We start from the raw sequence: 20,629 nt of genomic DNA, 5'->3' as shown, positions 1-20,629 counted from the left end.
CATGGGGAAGACAACTTGCAAAAGGAAACCTATCGTGCTTGTGGGGGCGGGAGGACACTCCCGGGTTATTATTGATATAATAAAAACATACTGCAGTGACCTGGATATAGTTGGTATTTTGGACAAGGATCCTTTGAAAAGAGGATGTCAAATTGATAACATATCAGTCATAGGTTCAGATGTAAAGCTTATTGAGCTTATGGAAGCCGGGGTTGGCAATGCCTTTATCTCAATTGGGCTTATAGACAATTTCAAGTCAAGGATGGATATTTATCATAACTTAAAAAACATGGGTTTTATGCTTCCCACTCTTATACACGGAAAAAGTGTTGTTTCAAAGGGTGTTCAAATAGGGTGCGGAAATGCTGTTATGGCATTGTCTGTGATAAATGCGGGAAGTAGGGTTGGAAATAATTGTATAATAAATACCGGAAGTATCATTGAACATGAAGCGACAATAGGAGATAATGTGCATATCGCACCAGGTGCAGTCATTTGCGGCCGAGTATGCATCGGAAGCAACTCTTTCATCGGTGCAGGTTCTACCGTTATACAGGGTGTCACAATTGGTGATAATGCAATTATTGGTGCAGGAAGTGTTGTAACAAGGGACGTTCCGTCTTTTTCCAAGGCTGTAGGTGCTCCTGCAAGATTGATATAAGGGTGATGATATATGTCGGTTTTTATTATAGCTGAGGCTGGTGTAAACCATAATGGAAGCCTTAATACAGCCATACAACTTGTGGATGCGGCAGTTGATGCAAGGTGCGATTCCATAAAATTTCAAACATTTAAAGCTGAAAAGCTGGTTACAAGAAAGGCTTCAAAGGCCGTTTATCAGGTGCAAAATACCCTCAAGCCAGGTACCCAGCTTGATATGTTGAAGGAACTTGAATTGGGGGAAGAAGAGCACAGGGTTCTCTTTGATTACTGCGGACAAAAGGGTATAAGCTTTATGTCTACTCCGTTTGATGAAGAATCTGCAGACTTTCTTGATGAGTTGGGAATGGAGATATTTAAGATACCTTCCGGTGAGATTACCAACAAGTTTTTTTTAAAGCACATAGCAAGGAAGAATAAACCCATTATACTGTCAACTGGAATGTCAACTTTAGATGAAGTAGAGGAAGCAGTCGAATGGATTTATGAGGAGGGAAACAGGAGTTTGGCACTTTTGCACTGTACATCCTGTTATCCTGCACAATATAAAGATGTCAATTTGAAAGCGATAGCTACTCTCAGGGATCGTTTTAATTTAAGAACCGGCTATTCCGATCATACCCTCGGGATTGAAACAGCAATCGGTGCGGCGGCCATAGGAGCTCAAATAATAGAAAAGCATATAACACTAGATAAAACTATGGAAGGACCTGATCACAAGTGCTCATTGGAGCCTTTTGATTTTTTCCGGATGGTCTGTTCAATAAGAAATATAGAGCTGGCATTGGGGGACGGAATTAAAAAACCTGTGGAGAATGAGCTTGAGATAAGGAATGTTGCAAGGAAGTATATTGTAGCACAAAAGCATATAATTAAAGGGCAAAGGATTACCGAAGACATGCTTTCATTCAAAAGGTCGGAATGTGGAATGGAGCCTAAGTATATTGACTTGATCTTGGGAGCATTTGCAGCAAAAGACATAGAAGAAGGCTGTACTATAAAGGCGGGAGACTTTTACGTGTAGTAAAGGAGAAAGAGTATGGACAACCTCATTCACTGTGTCATACCTGCAAGAAAAGGTTCAAAAAGGCTGAAGGGCAAGAATACCAGACTTTTTTTAGACAAGCCGCTGATTTCATGGACCATTGAGGAAGCTATGAAATCCAAAAATATTGGCAGTATAACTGTTTCGACTGATGATGAAGCTGTAATGGAAATAGCAAACAATTATGGGATCAGTATATTGCAGCGACCCCAAGAGCTTGCAGCAGATGATTCGACTACTTCAGATGTTGTGCTTCACTTTATTTCTGGTATGATGGAAAGGGGGGACGCGGTATCCCACATAATGCTTTTGCAGCCTACCTCTCCTCTCAGGACTGCTAAGCATATTGAAGAGGCTATAGATTACTACTTTTTCAATATAGATAAAATAGACTCACTCATATCCGTTTCAAGGTCTGAGCATCCGCCGTGGTGGAATAAAAAGATTGGGGAAAACGGACTTTTGACGGATGCATTCCCTTATGACAGATCAAAGTTTAATAAATCACAGGATTTTCCACGCACCTATATAGTGAATGGGGCTATATACATTGCAAAGGTTGATGAACTCATTATCCATAAGGGGTTTGAGACAGGTAGAATATTGCCCTATATAATGGAACGACAATGCTCTATCGATATAGATAACGAATTTGACTTGCTGCTGGCAGAGTTTATTGCAAAGGCATGAATAAAAAATTACTTCCGCTTTTGAGCGGGTGTTGACGAGTTAAGTCAACACATGAGCGAAATTTATAGCGGAAGTTGTTTTTTGATCATGACTAAGGCATGAATAAAAATCCAAAAAAATAAAAAAGGATGAATCAACATGTATGATAAAAGTATCAATATACCTGTAGATCAGAAATTTAATCAGTTTAAGAGCAAGTTTGCCTGTGAGTGGGAGGAGAGAAAAGGGGAGGAATATAAAAAATATAGAGATAAATGGGTTCAAAATCCAAAGAATTTTATTTTAGAAGACGGTCCAATCAATTTGGATATTGAAATAACCAACTGCTGCAACTTAAAATGTCCCATGTGTCCAAGGACTGCTATGATAAAGGATAATGTACAGGTTAGCGGGGGAAAATTTAATACCGGGTTTATGGACTTTTCTCTGTATAAAAGTCTTATTGATCAGGCAGATCAAATAGGGGTTAAGGCGGTTAAGCTTAATTGGCTTGGGGAACCCACAATGCACAAGGATGTTGTGAAAATGGTGGCCTATGCAAAGGATAAAGGCATTATAGATGTTCTAATGAATACGAATGGAGTGCTTTTAGATAAAGAGCTGGCGAGGGGATTGATTGAAGCAGGACTTGACAGGCTCCTATTTTCGTTTGATTCACCATATAAGGGAGATTATGAAAAGATTAGGATTGGTGCAGACTATGAAAAGGTTATGGAAAACATCAAATCTATTAACAAATTAAGAAATGAACTTCAAAAAGATAACCCACTGACAAGGGTTTCCATGGTTAGGATGAAGGAGAACGAGAATCAGTTCAAGGATTTTATGGAGCTTTTTAAAGAACATGTTGATATAGTGGCATGGTCGGAATATACCAACAAGGAAGAACTATTAAGAGACGAGATGAAAAGAATAAAAAGAGACAAAATTAAGAATTTTGCATGTGCCCAGCTTTGGCAAAGGATGTTTGTGTCATGGAACGGTAATGTAGTGGTTTGCTGTGCAGATGTGACGATGGAATATTTTGTAGGAGACGCTACCAAAGAAAAGCTTATTGACATTTGGAAAAATGATAGTTACCAAAATATAAGAAAAGTGCATATGTCAGGAAATTGTCAAAGCATATCTATCTGCAATAAATGTGATATGCCTGAGTTTTCAGAGGGAGGACAGAAATGATTCCTTTGAGCATACCGGAAATGACGGGGAAAGAGCTGTTCTACATTAAAGAGTGCCTTGATTCCGGATGGGTATCAAGTGCAGGACCTCATGTAAAGCTTTTTGAAGACAGGTTCAAGGACTATATCGGAGCCAAGTATGCTGTGGCGACTGTAAACTGTACATCCGCTCTTCATTTGGCTCTTATGTGTATTGGAGTAAGGGAAGATGATGAGGTTATAGTGCCCTCCCTTACCTTTGCTGCAACTGTAAATGCTATAAGATATTTGGGTGCTGAGCCTGTGTTTGTTGATGTTTGCAGGGACAGCTATTGCATGGAACCTCACAAGTTGGAAGAGCTTATAGGGGAAAAAACAAAGGCAATTATGCCTGTGCATTTGTATGGACAGACTGTGGAAATGGAATGTGTTATGGAAATAGCAAATAAATACGGGCTTAAGGTTGTTGAAGATGCAGCACAATCACTTGGCTCCAAATATAAGGGAATGAGCACCGGTACCATAGGGCACGCGGGGTGCTTTAGCTTTAACGGTAATAAACTCATAACCACAGGAAGCGGAGGAATGCTTGTTACCGATGATGAGGAAATTGCAAGCCGAGCACTATATTTGTCAACCCAGGCAAAGGACTTAAATCATAAAGGGGCGTTTTATCACAATGATGTAGGATACAACTACAGAATGTCCAATATAAATGCAGCTGTTGGATTGGGGCAGCTTGAGGATATTGAAAGAAGAATACAAATTAAAAAAAGCATATCTGATTTATATTACAAACATTTAACGGGAGTTGATAATATAGTGCTCCCCGTTAAAAAGACTTATTGCGATACTGTCTTTTGGTTATATCCAATTCTTGTAAAGTATGGAGCTAAATATGACAGGACAAGTCTTGAAGAAAAATTTTGTCAATCGGGAATTGAAACAAGAACTTTTTTTACACCTCTCCATCTTATGCCGCCTTATGTATCTCACAGACATGGAGATCTGGAAAACACCGAGTATATATCAATGCTTGGTTTAAATCTGCCAAGCTCCATAGGTATCGGAGATGATGAAATAATTAAGGTTTGCCGAATACTAAGGCATGAATGATTCAAGAAATATTGGAATAATGATTTTATTTAAATACCCTAAATCAAACATAACTATTTTCCGATATATTTAATGTAAGAACTTAAAGGCAAGTGTGTTTTAAATCATGGAGGGATTTGTTATGAAGATTGATGGCACGGATGCTACCAGTAGTGCAGTACCACGACAGCATGAGAATAACACAAACAGGACTGAAAATAAACTAACACAGGATTCCGGCCAATCTGCTTCCATTGACTTAAAGAGCTACATGAACATGTCAAGTTATGAGAAAAGCGAGCTGCCTATATCGGATAAAGTGGTGATTGAAGCAATAGAAAAAGCTAATAAAGCCATTTTAGGGTCAAACAGAAGCTTTGAGTTTTCAATACATGAGAAGACAAAGGCAATAATGGTCAAGGTAATAGACAATGAAACCCATGAGGTTATACGGGAGATTCCATCTGAAAAAATTCTTGATATGGTTGCAAATCTTTGGGAAGTGGCCGGCATCATGGTAGATGAAAGAAGGTAAGTGCTATGGCTGTAAACAGTGTATTCGGTTCTAACAGCAATTCCAACAAGCTAAGACTGACGGGTCTTGCTACAGGCCTTGATACTGATACTATTATAAGCAGTCTAATGAAAAGTGAAAAAGCACCTCTCAACAAAATTATGCAAAAAAGGCAGCTGGCAGAATGGAAAAGAGATAGCTACAGGGAGGTAACCAATCTTTTAAGAGGATTCAAGGATGAGTTCTTTGATGTGTTGAAGCCGGCTAGCAATATGTTGTCTCAAACAGGCTTGAAAAAGTTTGCGTCAACCAGCTCAGACAGTGCAGTTGTCACAGCTTTAGGCAGTTCTGAGGCCCAGGCTGGTGAACACAAAATTACAGTAACAAGGTTGGCGACATCAGCGGCAAAAGCAAGTGGTAGTACTGTAACACAAGCATTGGAGAGTACCGCTGCCATAACATCTGCCGATATTGCTAACGCTAGTGGAAAAAGCATAAAAATAGTATTGGATGGGGTTGCTAAGGAAATTAAGCTGGGGAACTATACCAGTTCAACAACTTTGTCAGAGTTTGCTTCAGATATTGAGAGTATTATAGGCAATGAATTCGGGGCGGGAAAGGTAAAGATAGATGTATCAGGAACCGGTAGTGATAAGCTTACCTTTTCTACAGCAGCTGGAGCAAGTAAGCTGACCCTTTCATCAGCAGCATCTAATGACGGGCTGTCAAGCTTCCATATAAACTCGGGAACATCCAACAGGTTAAGCTTGAGTGATACCCTGGCAACATTGAAGGACAAGCTCAAAACAACTTTTCAGTATTCGGAGAGCACAGATGGAAGTCAGAAGGTTACATTCAGCATTAATTCAAAGTCTTTTACATTTTCAAGCAATACAACTCTTTCTACGGTGTTGAACACCATCAGTAATGATACTGATGCCAAGGTTAAAATTACATATGATGATGTAACGGACAAGTTTACTATAGATGCAAAAAGATTAGGTGCAGGAAATAATATCAACATTAATGAAGCATCAAGTTCATTTTTAGCATCAATGAACCTTACTGATTTGAGGCAGGGGCAGGATGCAATTGTTGTTTTGGATGGTCAGACCATAACAAGAAGCAGCAATTCCATAACTTCAAACGGTGTAACATATAATCTTCTGAAGGAAAGCACAACTGAACAAACCATATCTTTAAAGACTGATACTGAAGCTGTATTTAACAATGTAAAGAATTTTGTAACTAAATATAATGACCTTATAGGCAAGCTTAATAGTAAGCTGACAGAAAGATACAGCAGAGAGTTTCAACCCCTTACTGAAGAACAGAAAGAAGGAATGTCTGAAGAACAGGTGAAAAAGTGGGAAGAAAGAGCTAAAACAGGTCTTTTGAAAAACGACAGTTATATTACAAAAGTGGTTGATAGTCTGAGAACTGCTCTATATGATAATATAAGCGGAATAACAACAAAGCTGACTGATATCGGAATTACCACAGGCACTTTTACAGATAAGGGTAAACTTATCATTGATGAAGACAAGCTAAAGCAGGCTATAGCGGCAAATCCCGATGGTGTAATGAACCTTTTCAGCAAGAAATCAGACAGTAATCCTTCTTACAGCCGCAATCTGACTGCTTCGGAAAAGAAAACCAGATATAATGAAGAGGGTATGGCACATAGAATTTATGACATCATAGAAGATAACATTTCAACGATCAGAGATTCTGAAGGCAAAAAAGGAATATTGCTGCAGGTAGCTGGGATTACAGGAGATACATCAGAGTATTCCAACACTATATATACACAGATTAGCCAGTATGATACCCAAATAGATAGACTCCAAGACAAACTGGCTGATAAGGAGAATAAGTATTATAAGCAGTATGCTGCACTCGAATCTGCCATATCCAAAATGAATAATCAAAGTAACTGGTTAATGAGTCAGATTAGTGGTAAATAATGGTTTCGTATAAACAAAAAATACCGGAGGGATTATTATGGTAATGAACAAAGCATCAGACCAGTATAAAGAGAACTCAATATTTACAGCTAGTCCGGAGGAATTGACACTTATGCTGTATAACGGACTTATCAAATTTATTATGCAGGCACAAATGGCAATAGATGAGAAAAATATTGAAAAGGCACATAATTGTATAGTTAGAGCAGAAAATATAATAGGCGAGTTTCAGGCAACTTTGGACCAAAAGTATGATATATCAAATAATCTGTATTTAATTTATGATTATATGAATAGAAGACTTGTAGACGCAAGCATAAAAAAGGACAAGGAAATATTAAATGAAGTTTTAGGCTTTGCAAAGGAACTTAGAGATACCTGGAGTCAAGCTATGAAAATGGCCAAACAGCAAATGCCCAAATCTCAACAAGTTGCAAAATAGGAGAACACTATGGATAATAACAATAGGATAACTGTAAATAAAAGCCCCAATACTTATGTTGAAAGGCTTTTGGAGATTACAGATGCTAAATATGCATGTTTGCAGGAAATGCTTGAGTTAACAGCTGAGCAGGCATCTGTTATAGACGAAGATGAAATAGAAAGACTTGAGAATATTTTAGATGAAAAACAAAGAATAATTGAAAAGGTTGACAAGCTTGATGATGAATTTGAGGTTTATTTTCATCGCCTTAAATCGGAATCCAGGATTAAAAGTCTTGAAGAGTTAAGCTCAAACGAAGTAAAAGGACTAAAGGAACTAAAAATCTCAGTATCAAATGTCATGGCAGTTTTAAAGGAATTATCGGATTTGGAGAAATCCAATAATTCAAGAGCAAAGAAGGCGTTAGAAGATATTGGCAATGGATTGAAAAATATAAATGTAGCCAAAAAAGTCAATTCCGCTTACGGAGCATTACCTATCCAAACCGAATCCTTTTTCATAGATAAAAAGAAGTAAAAGTTCCCTTAAAGCCAACATATGTTGGCTTCATTGCATTTATTGATGTATCTCACCACAGCTGCCAAGGCTGACAAAATCATTTCGTGATTTTCTTTAAAAAATGTGATATAATAATATTAGGTGGTTTTTTTTATACTCCACTGTACCCCACTGATAAAGGCAAACTTATCGAAAGGTAAGGACGCAAAGTCATGGGCCTTAAGCTAAGGGATGACTAAAAAATTACTTCCGCTTTTGAGTGGGTGTTGACGAGTTAAGTCAACACATGAGCGAAATTTATAGCGGAAGTTATTTTTGATCATGCCTAAGGGATGACTAGAATGGTATTTTAGTCACTAAATGCGATGGTTGCCAGATTACCGGGTGGAACATATCTTATTATTTAATCTAAAATTATTGTTCGTATTGCTCAGATCTGGTTTCCTTCCGATTGGAGGAGATTCTTCTATGAAATCCAAGTTCAATTTGTCGTGTTTTGTTATACTGGCAGTGATAGCAATATTTGTTGCTGTACCGGGGGTTGTTTATGCAGGTGATGACACAGCTGCTTCACCTGTGGACTTAGCGGAGAAGGTTAAATCGGCTATGCTTTTGAGAAATCCAACATACACAATACAGTATACAGGGGATGCAACAATAAAAAGCAATATCAAAAGCTTATTTAGCGATATTTTTAGCTCGGACGATTACCTTCACTACAGCACAAAAACGTATGGAGTTACCATCTATGGTATTACAGGAAATTTATCCATGAAGTTTAATTTTTCCTACTGGGAGTCAAAAGAGCAGTCGGATTTTGTTGAAAGTAAAGTTTCTGAGGTGTTAAATGAAATTATTACTCCTGAAATGAACGACTATCAAAAGGAAAGAGCAATTCATGACTGGATTGTAACTAATGTTGCCTATGATATTTCTCTTGGGCAGCATTCAGCATATGCAGCTCTCGTCTCACCTTATAAAACCGTATGTCAGGGTTACTCCCTTCTAGCATATAAAATGCTTAACGAGGTAGGAATAGAAACCAGAATAATCGAAGGAAAGGCAGGTGGGCAAAGCCATTCATGGGTTTTGGTAAACTTAGATGGAGCCTATTATCATCTTGATCCCACTTGGGATGATCCTGTACCCGACGTTAAGGGAAGAATTAAATATGATTATTATAATTTAACGGACGAAGAGATAAAATCTAACCACTCGTGGACTAAATCCTACCCAAAAGCTGAGAATTCTTTTGTAGATATCCTTAAATCAAAAATGGTAAGTGATGCTGAGAACTCTAGTGTTTATGAGACCATTATAAGCGATTTAGGTCTTCAGTTTACAGATGAGTCTTTGACCGTATCAAATTCTTTGGGATTGAACTCAAAAATACAAGAGGCTATCGTAGAAGAGAAAACATCAATAAAGGTTAGGTATACCGGATTATCTATTGCTACAGATATCAAGGAAGCATTCAAGGGCATCAGTAATGTGAAAACATACAGCTATACATATACTGATTATGTTCGTACTCCACAGGTTGGAGATGTGATTTTGGAATTAAACTTTTCATACGAACCTCAGGTAAATATAACAGAAATATCATTGAACCAGAGCTCTATTTCCATTGATGTTGGAAAATCCTCAACAAAGCTTATACCAACGATTAATCCTACTACTTCAAGCAATAAAAGTGTTATATGGTCTTCATCAGATATAAGTATAGCAACAGTTACTGATGGGATAATTAAGGGAATTTCCGGCGGTAATGCGACAATTACTGTGAAAACTATTGACGGTGGAATTGAGGCAGATATAGATGTTACGGTTACTGTTCCTGTTGCAAGGATAAAGCTTGATAGGGCATATTTGCAGCTTAAAGTGGAAAGTGAAGATGTGGTTCTGAAGACTTCTGTTTTTCCTGAGGATGCCACAGATCAGGATATTGTGTGGAGCAGTAATAGCCAAAATGTAGCTGTGGACGAAAATGGAACGGTACATGCTGTTGCACCTGGAAAGGCAATAATTACAGCAACATCAAAAAGCGATCCGGCCAAAAAAGCCACCTGTACAGTAGTAGTTCCTGTAACGGTAACTGAGGTATCCTTTACGAAGGATAAAATAACTTTAAAGCTTGGACAGGCACCTGTAAAGCTGATACCGATAATATTGCCGTCAAATGCAGTTATAAAAGCAGTTACATGGTCATCGAGCGATGAAGCTATTGCTACAGTAAGCAGAACAGGAAATCTGATAGCAGTGTCCGAAGGTACTGCAACTATAACAGCCACCTCAGTTGACGGAAACAAATCGGGGGCCATGGAGGTTACAGTAATAAGAGGTGTTATCAGTGTTACCCTAAATAAGAAATTTGCTACACTTAAAATCGGAGACCCTGATTTGAAGCTTGAAGCGGCAGTCTTGCCTGAAAACGCTACAATAAAGGATATACAGTGGACAAGCAGCAATCCTGCTGTGGCAACTGTAGACGAAGAGGGTAATGTCCATGCCGTATCACCCGGCAAGGTAACAATTACTGCATCGTCAAAGCAGGACGGGACAAAGAGATCTGTATGCACAATAACTATTCCTATTCCGGTATCAGGTATAAAGATCTCATCAGCAGTAAGCACATTAAAGGTTGGTCAAATAGGAATAAGGCTTTCGCCTGCTATTACACCTTACAATGCAGCCAATAAAAAAGTAGAATGGGAAAGCAGCAATTCATCTGTATTAACGGTTAGTGCATCAGGGGTGATCACTCCCCTAAAGGAGGGAACTGTGACAATTAGTGCAACTACAGTTGACGGCAGGTTTGTGGATTCCATTACCATTAATGTTGTGTACCCCGTATCTTCAGTTAAATTAGATAAGGTTACTGCAGTAATAAAAGTTGGTGATGCTGATTTGACTTTGAATGTAACGGTATTACCTGATAATGCAACCAGTAAGGAAGTTGCATGGACAAGCAGCAATCCTGCTGTGGCAACTGTTGATGAGAATGGGGTAGTACATGCTGTTTCCTCAGGCAAAACAGTAATAAGTGCCATATCCAAGCAGGACTCTCTTAAAAAAGGAATTTGCACCATTACAGTTCAGTAATGCTCAATATGACATATGGGCTGATGTAATATCACAAAGTGATTTTAAATCAGCCTCTTCCTAGACATAAAAAAAGAGGTTAGTCTTTGCGACTAACCATGTAAAGGGGGTCAAAATGTATTTTGTGAGGTCCTTATTATTATTGACGGATATGAGAGTTTTATACAGTTCATTATAAAAAATTAAAAAAATTTTTTTACTATTTCGCTTATTATATCTTCAATATCTTTATCGCAGCATTTTATAGTTAAATCACTATATTTTTCATATAGTGGTTTTCTTGTGCAGTAAAGACTTTCAAGACTTTGGTCCGGCCCCATTGCTATACCCCGGGTCTTTATATTTTTAATCCGCTTTTCAATAATTTCTAAAGGAAGATCAAAGTACACTACAATCCCATCTTTCTTTAAATGAGTCATGGATCTTTCGCTGTAAACCACACTTCCTCCTGTAGCTATAACATGATTTTTAAAATCAGTCTCAAGTATAATGCTCTCCTCTAAAGATAAAAAACCGTGTATCCCTTTTCTCTTTATAATGTTTTGCAGATAATCGTTTTCCTTTTGTTGTATAAGCAAATCTGTATCAATAAAGGGTTTATTTATTGTTTTGGCAAGTAAAACCCCTATAGTGCTCTTTCCGGAACCGGGCATTCCTATTAGTACAATGTTTTTATCCTTCATGTCAGCTTCCTTTCATAATCTATATGTTTTGAAATAATAACTAAATTCCTTATATTTTATCATATACTTGACAATAATAAATAACAATAATACTTTTTGGGAGGTAAGGATTTGGAAAATAATAATAATGAACCGGCTATGGTAAACATGGATATTGATTCAACACTTGAAGAGTTATCAAGTGGATTAAGAGTGGGTGAAACTTTGGTGCTGGATTTAGAAGACGACAACCAAAATCAGACAGACGTGATTTATGATACGCTGGTACTTAAGGGATTTAGCGTTATAGGAGACTTTATAAAAGGTAAAAGCATAATTATTATAAATAAAAATAAAAACCTTAATTTCTAATACCATGCCCAAACTATCTAAAAATTACGGGGATCATACTTTTTATACTTGGAATAACTGCTGCTGACGTTTAATTTATTGTTATCAAGTATATTCGTAAATTTCTCAAGCATTTCCTTGTCAGAAACTTTTTTTAGTGCGGCAGCCATAAGTGATTGAAAATCACTGCCTTCTTCAGGGTATGTAACAGTTGTGCAAAAGAATAAATCATTAAACTTCAAATTGATTTCAGAAAGGCTTTCGTCTATATTTGCTGCAATCTTTGTATTTACAACCTTTGCACCTGATAGGTTTGTATTGGGCAGTACAATGATTATATCCTTATTGTTTAAAATAGCGTAGTCTGTTATACGAAGTGACTGCTTGACCTTAACTATAGCTGTAGAATATGCTTTCTCCTTTAGTTGGAGATTTTCGATATAATTGCTGCTGCTGCCTAAAAGCTTTTCTTCTGTTGATTTAACCATAGTTATAAGCACGATTGACAGGTGCTGCTTGGTTCGCTTGGACATATAGATATCCTTTGCAAAATACTCTTCAAAAGACATAATTATTTTGGCGGATTCATTCACTATGTATTTAAATTTAGCCTCGATCCTTACCATGCTGCGTATTGAGCTTTGAAGCCTTGAAGGGTTGACGGGTTTCTCCATATAATCGCTCACTGAATATTTATGGACTGCATTTTTTATTTGAGGGTTATTGGGTTTTGTAATTACAATGATTGGCAGGGATTTAGTTTCAGGGCTGCTTCTGATGGATGAGATCAAAGAGAAACTTTCTTTTTCCATAGGATAATCAATCTCTATAATAACAAGAGAAAAGCTTACAAGTGAATCATGCATGTAATACAACTCCTGCACGCTTTGAACTTCTGTTATTTCAAAGTTTCCGATTTCAGAAATTATGTATTTGATTTTTTCTCTATCAAGCCTGGATTTATCAAGCAATAAAATTTTACCGTCCATAAAACCTTCCCATTTGCCAAATTCAAAGTGTTTATAATTACCTTTCATATATATCGGCAGATATCGGGATTAAAATTACAGTAAAATTTGAAAAGGTAACAAACTTTTGAATAATTCGCTACCTTTTCATTAATTATTTATATTTATCAGTTATTACCAAGTAGCATCTTTATTGGGGAGAACCATAGAAAACAATACCCTTACTTGAATCTATAGTAACAACAGAACCGCTCTTTAGAATCTTGGTTGCGTTTTCCGCTCCTACAACAACAGGTATTTCAAGAGTCAGACCTATCGTGGCAGCATGTGAACCTTCTCCGCCTTCTTCGACGATTATTCCTGATGCTCTCTTTAGAAGCGGAAGCATTTCATTGTTTGTATAAGGTGCAACTATAATATTCCCGTCTGTGAAAGTTTTTTCAGCTTCCTCTATTGCCCTCACAACACAAAGCTCCCCTGTTGTCTGTCCCATATTTATACCAGTACCCTTAACCAGAACCCTGCCTACTATGTGTACCTTTAGCAGGTTGGTGGTACCGCTGACTCCTACTGGTATACCGGCGGTTATTATTACCAGATCTCCGTTCTGAACCTTGCCTGATTCTATTGCTTTTTCCACACCCACATCAAACATCTCATCAGTTGTGGAAACTTCAGGAACCAAAAATGGTATAACTCCCCAAGACAGAGCGAGCTGACGCTGCACCTTGGGATAGACTGTAGTAGCTATTATCGGACAAGCAGGTCTGAACCTGGAAATCATCCTGGCTGTTCGGCCTGAATGGGTCACGGTAATTATTGCCGATGCATTCAGGTCCATGGCAGTAGTACATGTTGCATGGCTGATTGCATTGGTTGTGCTTGAAGCCATAGTGTAGTTCATGCTGGAAAACCTTTTCCAATAGTTCATTGAGTTTTCTGCTTTTTCTGCTATTTTGCACATGACCTCAAGGGCTTCTATAGGATATTTTCCTGATGCGGTTTCTCCTGACAGCATTATGGCACTGGTGCCGTCATATATGGCGTTTGCTATGTCGCTTGCCTCTGCTCGTGTAGGTATTGGATTTCTTATCATCGAATCAAGCATTTGGGTTGCTGTGATAACAGGTTTACCTGTCCTATAGCATTTTTCTATTATGCTTTTTTGAACAATGGGCACTTCCTCTACAGGGATTTCAACTCCCATATCTCCTCTGGCTACCATTATGCCGTCAGACACTTTTATGATATCGTCAATATTTTTTATACCTTGGCGGTTTTCAATCTTGGCTATAACGTTGATATCCTGGCCTCCGTATTTTTCAAGAAGCTTTTTAATCTCCACGACATCCGATGCTTTTCTGACAAATGATGCAGCAACAAAATCTACATCATTTTCTATTCCAAACTTTATGTCTTCAATATCCTTTTGGGTAAAAGCTGGAAGCCGGATTTCAACCTCGGGTACATTAACTCCTTTTCTGTTGCTTATAACACCACCGTTTACAACGGCACAATGAATGTCCTTGCCCGTTACTTCTTTTATTTCGAGTTCTACAAGCCCGTCATTTATAAGGATCCTTCCGCCTTTGAAAACATCCTTGTATAAGTCCTTGTAGTCAATGGAGACTTTAGTGTTATCTCCAATTATGTCTTTATTTACCAGAACAAAACTGTCACCTTCCTGCAGTGTAACTTCACCCTTTTCGAAGGTTCCTATTCTTATTTTCGGACCCTTCATATCAAGTAAGAGTGCGACAGACATTCCTAACTCATCCCTGACCTCTTTAAACAAATTGATTCTTTTTTTATGATCTTCATGGGTTCCGTGGGAAAAGTTCATTCGTCCAACATTCATGCCGGTTTTCATAAGCTGACGAAGCATATCCTTACTGTCAACAGATGGACCTAGAGTACATATAATCTTTGTTCTTCTCATAAATCATCATTCCTTTCGGTTTAAAGCAAAAACTATGAAAATTACTATATAAAATCAATAAAAAATGATTGAAATAGATATTTAGTTTTAACCCTTATTACCATTTTATGTATTAAAAAACGCAAGGCAAAAGAAAATGCCTTACGCTATTAATCGCCACAACTATTAATACCGACAAATCTAAAACAAAGGGCAATATTTCTCTTTTTCTTTACCCAATCTTTAATATATATTATTATTGTTCAAAAATCAAGAACAAAATCGGTTGCGGTTTTGCAACCTTGACACCCAAATATATTTAAAAGGTTGACAAGAAGGAGTGATACATAAAAATATGTAACAATTTGGCCGATTATGTTATAATATAAATAATTTGCGGTAGGTTTGTAAAACTAAAGAAAATTATTAATGGAGGATGATTCTAAGAATGATTAAAAAGGCATTAATTGTAAGTTTATTATTAACCTCAGTTTTTACGGGATGCAGTTCCGATAAGATTTCAAACGACTCAGATAATAGTGCTGGACAGCCATCTGCTATTTCTTCACCGGCAGATCCTAGTCCCTCTGCAGCGTCACCATCTTCAGCTGCAAGTAAGCTGGAAATAAATAAGCCCTCAAAAATTGATCAGTTCAGTGCACCTGAAAAAAACGAAACAATTGCTATTATGAAAACAAATATGGGTGATATAAAGATTAAGTTTTTCTATGAGGTGGCACCAAAAGCTGTAGAAAACTTTTTAACACATGCCAAGAACAAATATTACGATGGGTTAAAGTTCCACAGGGTTATCAAGGACTTTATGATTCAGGGCGGGGACCCTATGGGCAACGGAACAGGAGGGGAGAGCATCTGGAACAAGCCATTTGAGGACGAGTTCAGCGATAAGGTTCATAATTACAGGGGTGCACTTTCCATGGCTAACAGCGGACCCAATACAAACGGAAGTCAGTTCTTTATAGTACAACTGAACAAAGTAGATGACAACTCCGTTCAGTTTATGCAACAAAATAACGTTTCTGAGGAAGTTATAAACCAGTATAAAAAGGTAGGCGGTACCCCATGGTTGGATAACAGACATACAGTTTTTGGCCAGATATTCGAAGGTATGGATGTGGTTGACAAAATTGCAAATGTTAGAGTGGTTAAAGAGTCCCAGCCTATGGAGGAGGTTATAATCAACTCCATCGAGGTTACAACTTATAAATAAGCAGCTTATGAAGTTTATATATCATATTTAGTCATGACTTAATAAAAGGCCATCCTTATAATATTAATCATTTTAATATAAATAAGTTGGTCTTTTTTTATTGTTGCAAAATTACAAGTGATTTTGGTGACCAAAATATATTTAAAAAATTTTCAATATTATAAGACATTTTTAAAATATAATCGTAACTATTGATAGAGGTTATTAAATATTTACACACATGGCCTTGGAACTATCTATATTAAAAGTGTTAATAATCTTACATTTGGCGAAGCAAATAACGAATGGTTCAACGGGATTTGCGACAGACGAATGTAATAGATTTATCACTTTTAATCTATAGCAAATAAATTAGTGTTGTTACTTAAGGGAGGAGTATATAAATGGTAAAAAAACTGTGCTGTTCTAGAAATAATAAAGTAATTTCCGGAGTTTGCGGTGGTATTGCGGAATATTTTTCAACAGACCCTACAATTGTAAGGCTTGTATGGGGGGCAACATTTTTCCTGGGAGGAACAGGATTTATAGCCTATATTGTGGCTGCAGTCATAATGCCTAAAAGCGACTATGACAGCGGCAGTCAATCTAATCACAGCACCCATGTCAATGAATTCAGTTGCCCCGGACAAAGTGAGTCTGATAAAGACTTTACTGTTAAAACAGGACGGAACGAGTTTGATGACGGCTATTACACAAGGAACAAACCTGATAAAAATATTTTTGGAATAATACTGATTCTATTGGGAGCATTCTTTTTATTAAAGGAGTATATAAGGATAGATGATAAATTAGTGGTTCCTCTTATGTTGATAGTAGTCGGGATGGTGTTCATATTTAGGAGCAGGAGGAGATTTTGATGAAAACAGGGAAAATAGGGCTGGGAGTTTTTTTGCTAGCCATAGGAATTATATGGATTTTAATAAGCTTTAATGTCATCAGCTTCAGTTATGTTACGACTTTTTTTATATCGGCTTTTAAGCTGTGGCCGCTTATTCTGATTTTTATAGGAGTAAACCTGGTATTCAAATATAATTCTGCTGTAAAAACAATATCCTGGATTTTGTATTTTAGTATAGTATTGTCTTACGGCATTATAGCAAATCCTAAAATTGGTTTTGAGGGCGTCAAAATTAATCTGGATCTGGGTAATAGAAGGAATGAAAATTATGTAAAGTATAGCGAAAAGATCAAGGAAGCCACAAAAAACGGTAAAATAGATATCTCACTAGGGGCAACTAAAATCAATTTGGACGGCAATACCAAGGAGTTATTTTCTGCAGATGTTCCGGAAAGCGTTAAGCTCAACAAGGTAGATTATTCAAATAATGATAAAGATGTCAAAATAGACTTGAATAAAAGCCATTATTTTGATTTCGCAAGCAAAACCTGCAGCTTCAATTTAAATAAAAACGTACTTTGGGATATTGATATGAACACAGGTGCCATAAACGGTACTATGGACATGACAGACATTAAGCTCAAAAAGCTGGATCTGAATATAGGAGCTTCAAGTATAGATATGAAATTCGGTTCGGGTTATGATAAAACAAAGGTTGATATTAATGCGGGAGCTTCAAACATAAATCTTACTGTTCCAAGGTCTTCAGGTATACGCATAAAAATAAGTAAAATTACCAATCATACAAATCTGGATAGTTTGGGATGGAATAAAAATAAAGATGTGTATGAGTCTCCTAATTATGACAAAGCGGAGTCTAAGATAGATATGGAAGTTCAAATGGGAATCTCAAACTTTAATGTGTACCTGTCTGAATAATTTTCTTAAAATATTGGCAATATACGTTGATATTTATTAAAATAGTATTTATACTATATTAAAAGCATTATTATCTGTTACATTTGCCGGATGCAGACCGTATTGTCTGAATCAGACAAATGTAACAGATTTTAGTTGGTTAAATAATTTTCAGTGAATTTTAGCACTTTTTATATAGGAGGAAAGACATGAGTGATAATGATGCAATAGCTTATTCAAATTTCATTCAGGATATTATTACTGATGATTTAAACACAAACAAAAACGGCGGCAGGGTGGTTACAAGGTTTCCGCCCGAGCCCAACGGTTACTTGCATATAGGCCATGCAAAGTCAATATGCTTAAATTTCGGACTTTCAATACAGAATAAAGGAAAATGTAACTTAAGGTTTGATGATACCAATCCCGTCAAAGAGGATGTGGAATATGTTGATTCCATTCAAAGAGACGTTAAGTGGCTGGGCTTTGATTGGGACGACAGAATGTATTATGCTTCGGATTATTTCGAAAGTATTTATAAGTATGCCATAGAACTTATAAAGCTTGGCAAAGCCTATGTCTGTGACCTTACTGCAGAGCAGATCAGAGAATATAGGGGTACCCTCACTGAACCGGGTAAGAACAGTCCTTACAGAAATCGTTCTGTTGAAGAGAACCTGGAATTATTCGAAAAGATGAAAAACGGGGAGTTTGAAGATGGAAGCCGTGTGCTAAGAGCTAAAATAGATATGTCTTCGCCAAATTTAAATATGAGAGATCCTGTTATGTATAGGATACTTCATGCAAATCACCACAGATCCGGTGACAAGTGGTGTATTTATCCCATGTATGACTTTGCACATCCAATATCCGATGCTCTAGAAGGTATAACTCATTCAATTTGTACGCTAGAGTTTGAAGATCATCGCCCGTTATATGATTGGTTCTTGGAAACACTTAATTTTAAGGATAGGCCAAGGCAGATAGAGTTTGCCCGCTTGAACCTTACTTATACTGTTATGAGCAAAAGAAAGCTTTTGGAATTAGTTAAAAACTCATATGTTTTAGGTTGGGATGATCCTAGAATGCCGACAATATCCGGTATGAGGAGACGTGGATACACACCTGAGGCAATAAGAGATTTTTGTGAGCGTATAGGGGTGGCAAAAACATCAAGCACAGTTGATGTTGCTCTTTTAGAGCACTGTATAAGAGAAGACCTGAATACCAAAGCCAAAAGAGTGATGGCTGTGTTAAGACCCATCAAGGTTGTATTGGAAAATTATCCTGACGACCAGGTAGAGTGGTTTGATGCAGAGAATAATCCTGAGGATACTAATGCAGGAACCAGGAAGGTTCCATTCTCCAAGGTTGTTTATATTGATAGGGATGACTTTATGGAAGATCCCCCAAAAAAATACTTCAGGTTGTTTCCAGGATCTGAGGTAAGGCTTAAGCATGCATATTTCATAACATGCAAAAGCGTTGTGAAGGATGAAAAAACTGGAGAAATAACAGAGCTTATCTGTACCTATGATCCAGAATCAAAGGGAGGTAACTCGCCAGACGGAAGAAAAGTAAAGGGAACCATTCAATGGGTTTCTGCCAAACATGCCATTGACGCCGAAGTAAGGCTTTATGATCAGCTCTTTGCAAGTTCCAATCCTGACGAAAGTGAGAGCGGAGATTATAAAGAAAACCTTAATCCTAACTCATTGGAGGTTTTATACAATTGTAAGTTAGAGCCAGGACTTAAAGATTCCAAGCCTGAAGACAGGTACCAATTTATACGAACAGGATATTTCTGTATAGATTCAATGGATTCAAAGGAAGATAAGCTGGTATTTAATAGAATAGTTGCACTTAAAGATTCATGGGCAAAGGTACAGAAAAACCTGTAGCATACACCATAATTTCCTAGACATTAAAAAGAGCTGAACACAGATTGTAAACTATGAAAAGTAAGGTGCTTCAGCTCTTTTTATATAAAACCCATATGGAATAAAAAATATTTGTATTAGGGGTTGACAATTAAGTGACAACTATGTATAATAACCTTTGCAGGTTGGATTTGCGGGTTTAACTCAGCGGTAGAGTGTCACCTTGCCAAGGTGAAAGTCGCGAGTTCAAATCTCGTAACCCGCTCCACATGTAGAAGAGATCAGTCTTGCATTGATCTCTTAATATGCGGGTGTAGTTCAATGGTAGAACCTCAGCCTTCCAAGCTGATTGCGTGGGTTCGATTCCCATCACCCGCTTTAATACAAAAGACAGTTCAAGGAATTATCCCTGGGACTGTCTTTTGTATTATCTGCGTTTTTTTGGACAAAATCAAATACATAAATTAAAAGTATTTACTAAAAGTAATATTATAAATTAATCAAATAGAATGCCTGCTGTATTTATACTATTATGCATAATTTTAATAGCAGAAAACATATATATATTTGTCAATATTTTATCAAAGTTTTGAATTTAGATATTGAATAATATATTTTTGCATATTATAATGTATACTGGCTGAATTTTTATAATATTTTCCCTCAAGGGGAAAATTTCATATAAAAAAT

18 protein-coding genes, 2 tRNA genes and 1 riboswitch are annotated in these 20,629 nt (G+C 37.1%); of the genes, 17 read left to right on the top strand and 3 right to left on the bottom strand.

Annotated elements, in window-relative coordinates; translation table 11 throughout:
- Position 1: 1 nt before the first annotated feature.
- From VIO64_RS16895 to VIO64_RS16850, 10 genes are all read left to right on the top strand, one after another.
- Complete coding sequence (locus VIO64_RS16895; protein ID WP_331920369.1) at positions 2-661, top strand: acetyltransferase; 660 nt, start codon at positions 2-4, stop codon at positions 659-661.
- A 12-nt stretch (positions 662-673) separates the two neighbouring features.
- The gene (gene neuB / locus VIO64_RS16890; protein WP_331920367.1) at positions 674-1,684 is read left to right on the top strand and encodes an N-acetylneuraminate synthase; all 1,011 of its coding nucleotides are present in this window, start codon (positions 674-676) and stop codon (positions 1,682-1,684) included.
- Positions 1,685-1,699: 15 nt separating this feature from the next.
- Positions 1,700-2,395 (top strand): acylneuraminate cytidylyltransferase family protein, encoded by a 696-nt coding sequence (locus VIO64_RS16885; RefSeq protein WP_331920365.1) that lies wholly within the window; start codon positions 1,700-1,702, stop codon positions 2,393-2,395.
- A 138-nt stretch (positions 2,396-2,533) separates the two neighbouring features.
- Positions 2,534-3,574 carry a radical SAM protein gene (locus VIO64_RS16880; RefSeq protein WP_331920363.1) on the top strand — a complete coding sequence of 347 codons (1,041 nt, stop codon included), beginning with the start codon at positions 2,534-2,536 and terminating at the stop codon, positions 3,572-3,574.
- Entirely contained in the window at positions 3,571-4,668 is a 1,098-nt protein-coding gene (locus tag VIO64_RS16875) for an aminotransferase class I/II-fold pyridoxal phosphate-dependent enzyme (protein ID WP_331920361.1), read from the top strand. Before VIO64_RS16880 ends, VIO64_RS16875 begins: the two co-directional genes overlap by 4 nt.
- Positions 4,669-4,789: 121 nt before the next feature.
- Positions 4,790-5,182, top strand: coding sequence for a flagellar protein FlaG (locus VIO64_RS16870; protein ID WP_331920359.1), 393 nt, complete (start codon positions 4,790-4,792; stop codon positions 5,180-5,182).
- Between the two features lie 5 nt (positions 5,183-5,187).
- Entirely contained in the window at positions 5,188-7,128 is a 1,941-nt protein-coding gene (fliD, locus tag VIO64_RS16865; protein WP_331920357.1) for a flagellar filament capping protein FliD, read from the top strand.
- Between the two features lie 37 nt (positions 7,129-7,165).
- The gene (fliS, locus tag VIO64_RS16860) at positions 7,166-7,570 is read left to right on the top strand and encodes a flagellar export chaperone FliS (protein ID WP_331920355.1); all 405 of its coding nucleotides are present in this window, start codon (positions 7,166-7,168) and stop codon (positions 7,568-7,570) included.
- A gap of 9 nt (positions 7,571-7,579) precedes the next feature.
- Positions 7,580-8,089 carry a flagellar protein FlgN gene (locus VIO64_RS16855; protein ID WP_331920353.1) on the top strand — a complete coding sequence of 170 codons (510 nt, stop codon included), beginning with the start codon at positions 7,580-7,582 and terminating at the stop codon, positions 8,087-8,089.
- 151 nt (positions 8,090-8,240) lie between these two features.
- Positions 8,241-8,314: riboswitch (cyclic di-GMP riboswitch) on the top strand.
- A 225-nt stretch (positions 8,315-8,539) separates the two neighbouring features.
- On the top strand, positions 8,540-11,173 hold the full coding sequence (locus tag VIO64_RS16850) for an Ig-like domain-containing protein (protein WP_331920351.1): 2,634 nt from the start codon (positions 8,540-8,542) through the stop codon (positions 11,171-11,173).
- A 182-nt stretch (positions 11,174-11,355) separates the two neighbouring features.
- On the opposite strand, the gene VIO64_RS16845 is transcribed toward VIO64_RS16850, so the two are convergent.
- Positions 11,356-11,856 carry a shikimate kinase gene (locus VIO64_RS16845; protein ID WP_331920349.1) on the bottom strand — a complete coding sequence of 167 codons (501 nt, stop codon included), beginning with the start codon at positions 11,854-11,856 and terminating at the stop codon, positions 11,356-11,358.
- A 111-nt stretch (positions 11,857-11,967) separates the two neighbouring features.
- On the opposite strand from VIO64_RS16845, the gene VIO64_RS16840 reads away from it, so the two are divergent.
- Complete coding sequence (locus tag VIO64_RS16840; protein ID WP_331920347.1) at positions 11,968-12,207, top strand: hypothetical protein; 240 nt, start codon at positions 11,968-11,970, stop codon at positions 12,205-12,207.
- A 17-nt stretch (positions 12,208-12,224) separates the two neighbouring features.
- On the opposite strand, the gene VIO64_RS16835 is transcribed toward VIO64_RS16840, so the two are convergent.
- Positions 12,225-13,175, bottom strand: coding sequence for a response regulator (locus VIO64_RS16835; protein WP_331920345.1), 951 nt, complete (start codon positions 13,173-13,175; stop codon positions 12,225-12,227).
- A gap of 169 nt (positions 13,176-13,344) precedes the next feature.
- On the bottom strand, positions 13,345-15,093 hold the full coding sequence (gene pyk, locus VIO64_RS16830; RefSeq protein WP_331920343.1) for a pyruvate kinase: 1,749 nt from the start codon (positions 15,091-15,093) through the stop codon (positions 13,345-13,347).
- Between the two features lie 427 nt (positions 15,094-15,520).
- Between pyk and VIO64_RS16825 the strand changes: the two genes are divergently transcribed.
- The 6 genes from VIO64_RS16825 (at position 15,521) to VIO64_RS16800 (ending at position 20,317) form a co-directional block, all read left to right on the top strand.
- Positions 15,521-16,303 (top strand): peptidylprolyl isomerase, encoded by a 783-nt coding sequence (locus VIO64_RS16825; protein WP_331920341.1) that lies wholly within the window; start codon positions 15,521-15,523, stop codon positions 16,301-16,303.
- A gap of 383 nt (positions 16,304-16,686) precedes the next feature.
- Positions 16,687-17,160, top strand: a complete 474-nt coding sequence (locus VIO64_RS16820) for a PspC domain-containing protein (RefSeq protein ID WP_331920339.1) — start codon at positions 16,687-16,689, stop codon at positions 17,158-17,160.
- Positions 17,160-18,080, top strand: a complete 921-nt coding sequence (locus VIO64_RS16815; protein ID WP_331920337.1) for a hypothetical protein — start codon at positions 17,160-17,162, stop codon at positions 18,078-18,080. The genes VIO64_RS16820 and VIO64_RS16815 overlap by 1 nt, the downstream gene beginning before the upstream one ends.
- Before the next feature lie 188 nt (positions 18,081-18,268).
- Complete coding sequence (locus VIO64_RS16810; protein ID WP_331920335.1) at positions 18,269-19,960, top strand: glutamine--tRNA ligase/YqeY domain fusion protein; 1,692 nt, start codon at positions 18,269-18,271, stop codon at positions 19,958-19,960.
- 172 nt (positions 19,961-20,132) lie between these two features.
- Positions 20,133-20,207 (top strand) — tRNA-Gly (locus VIO64_RS16805).
- A 39-nt stretch (positions 20,208-20,246) separates the two neighbouring features.
- A tRNA-Gly gene (locus tag VIO64_RS16800) sits at positions 20,247-20,317 on the top strand.
- Positions 20,318-20,629: the final 312 nt, after the last annotated feature.

The sequence above is a fragment of the Pseudobacteroides sp. genome, assembly GCF_036567765.1.
Taxonomy (GTDB): Bacteria; Bacillota; Clostridia; order Acetivibrionales; family DSM-2933; genus Pseudobacteroides.
This window is presented reverse-complemented; position numbering and strand designations above follow the sequence as displayed.

Coding starts and splice junctions, on each gene's coding strand:
- VIO64_RS16895 (WP_331920369.1), top strand. CDS start 2: ATGGGGAAGACAACTTGCAAAAGGAAACCTATCGTGCTTGTGGGGGCG.
- neuB (WP_331920367.1), top strand. CDS start 674: ATGTCGGTTTTTATTATAGCTGAGGCTGGTGTAAACCATAATGGAAGC.
- VIO64_RS16885 (WP_331920365.1), top strand. CDS start 1,700: ATGGACAACCTCATTCACTGTGTCATACCTGCAAGAAAAGGTTCAAAA.
- VIO64_RS16880 (WP_331920363.1), top strand. CDS start 2,534: ATGTATGATAAAAGTATCAATATACCTGTAGATCAGAAATTTAATCAG.
- VIO64_RS16875 (WP_331920361.1), top strand. CDS start 3,571: ATGATTCCTTTGAGCATACCGGAAATGACGGGGAAAGAGCTGTTCTAC.
- VIO64_RS16870 (WP_331920359.1), top strand. CDS start 4,790: ATGAAGATTGATGGCACGGATGCTACCAGTAGTGCAGTACCACGACAG.
- fliD (WP_331920357.1), top strand. CDS start 5,188: ATGGCTGTAAACAGTGTATTCGGTTCTAACAGCAATTCCAACAAGCTA.
- fliS (WP_331920355.1), top strand. CDS start 7,166: ATGGTAATGAACAAAGCATCAGACCAGTATAAAGAGAACTCAATATTT.
- VIO64_RS16855 (WP_331920353.1), top strand. CDS start 7,580: ATGGATAATAACAATAGGATAACTGTAAATAAAAGCCCCAATACTTAT.
- VIO64_RS16850 (WP_331920351.1), top strand. CDS start 8,540: ATGAAATCCAAGTTCAATTTGTCGTGTTTTGTTATACTGGCAGTGATA.
- VIO64_RS16845 (WP_331920349.1), bottom strand. CDS start 11,856: ATGAAGGATAAAAACATTGTACTAATAGGAATGCCCGGTTCCGGAAAG.
- VIO64_RS16835 (WP_331920345.1), bottom strand. CDS start 13,175: ATGGACGGTAAAATTTTATTGCTTGATAAATCCAGGCTTGATAGAGAA.
- pyk (WP_331920343.1), bottom strand. CDS start 15,093: ATGAGAAGAACAAAGATTATATGTACTCTAGGTCCATCTGTTGACAGT.
- VIO64_RS16825 (WP_331920341.1), top strand. CDS start 15,521: ATGATTAAAAAGGCATTAATTGTAAGTTTATTATTAACCTCAGTTTTT.
- VIO64_RS16820 (WP_331920339.1), top strand. CDS start 16,687: ATGGTAAAAAAACTGTGCTGTTCTAGAAATAATAAAGTAATTTCCGGA.
- VIO64_RS16815 (WP_331920337.1), top strand. CDS start 17,160: ATGAAAACAGGGAAAATAGGGCTGGGAGTTTTTTTGCTAGCCATAGGA.
- VIO64_RS16810 (WP_331920335.1), top strand. CDS start 18,269: ATGAGTGATAATGATGCAATAGCTTATTCAAATTTCATTCAGGATATT.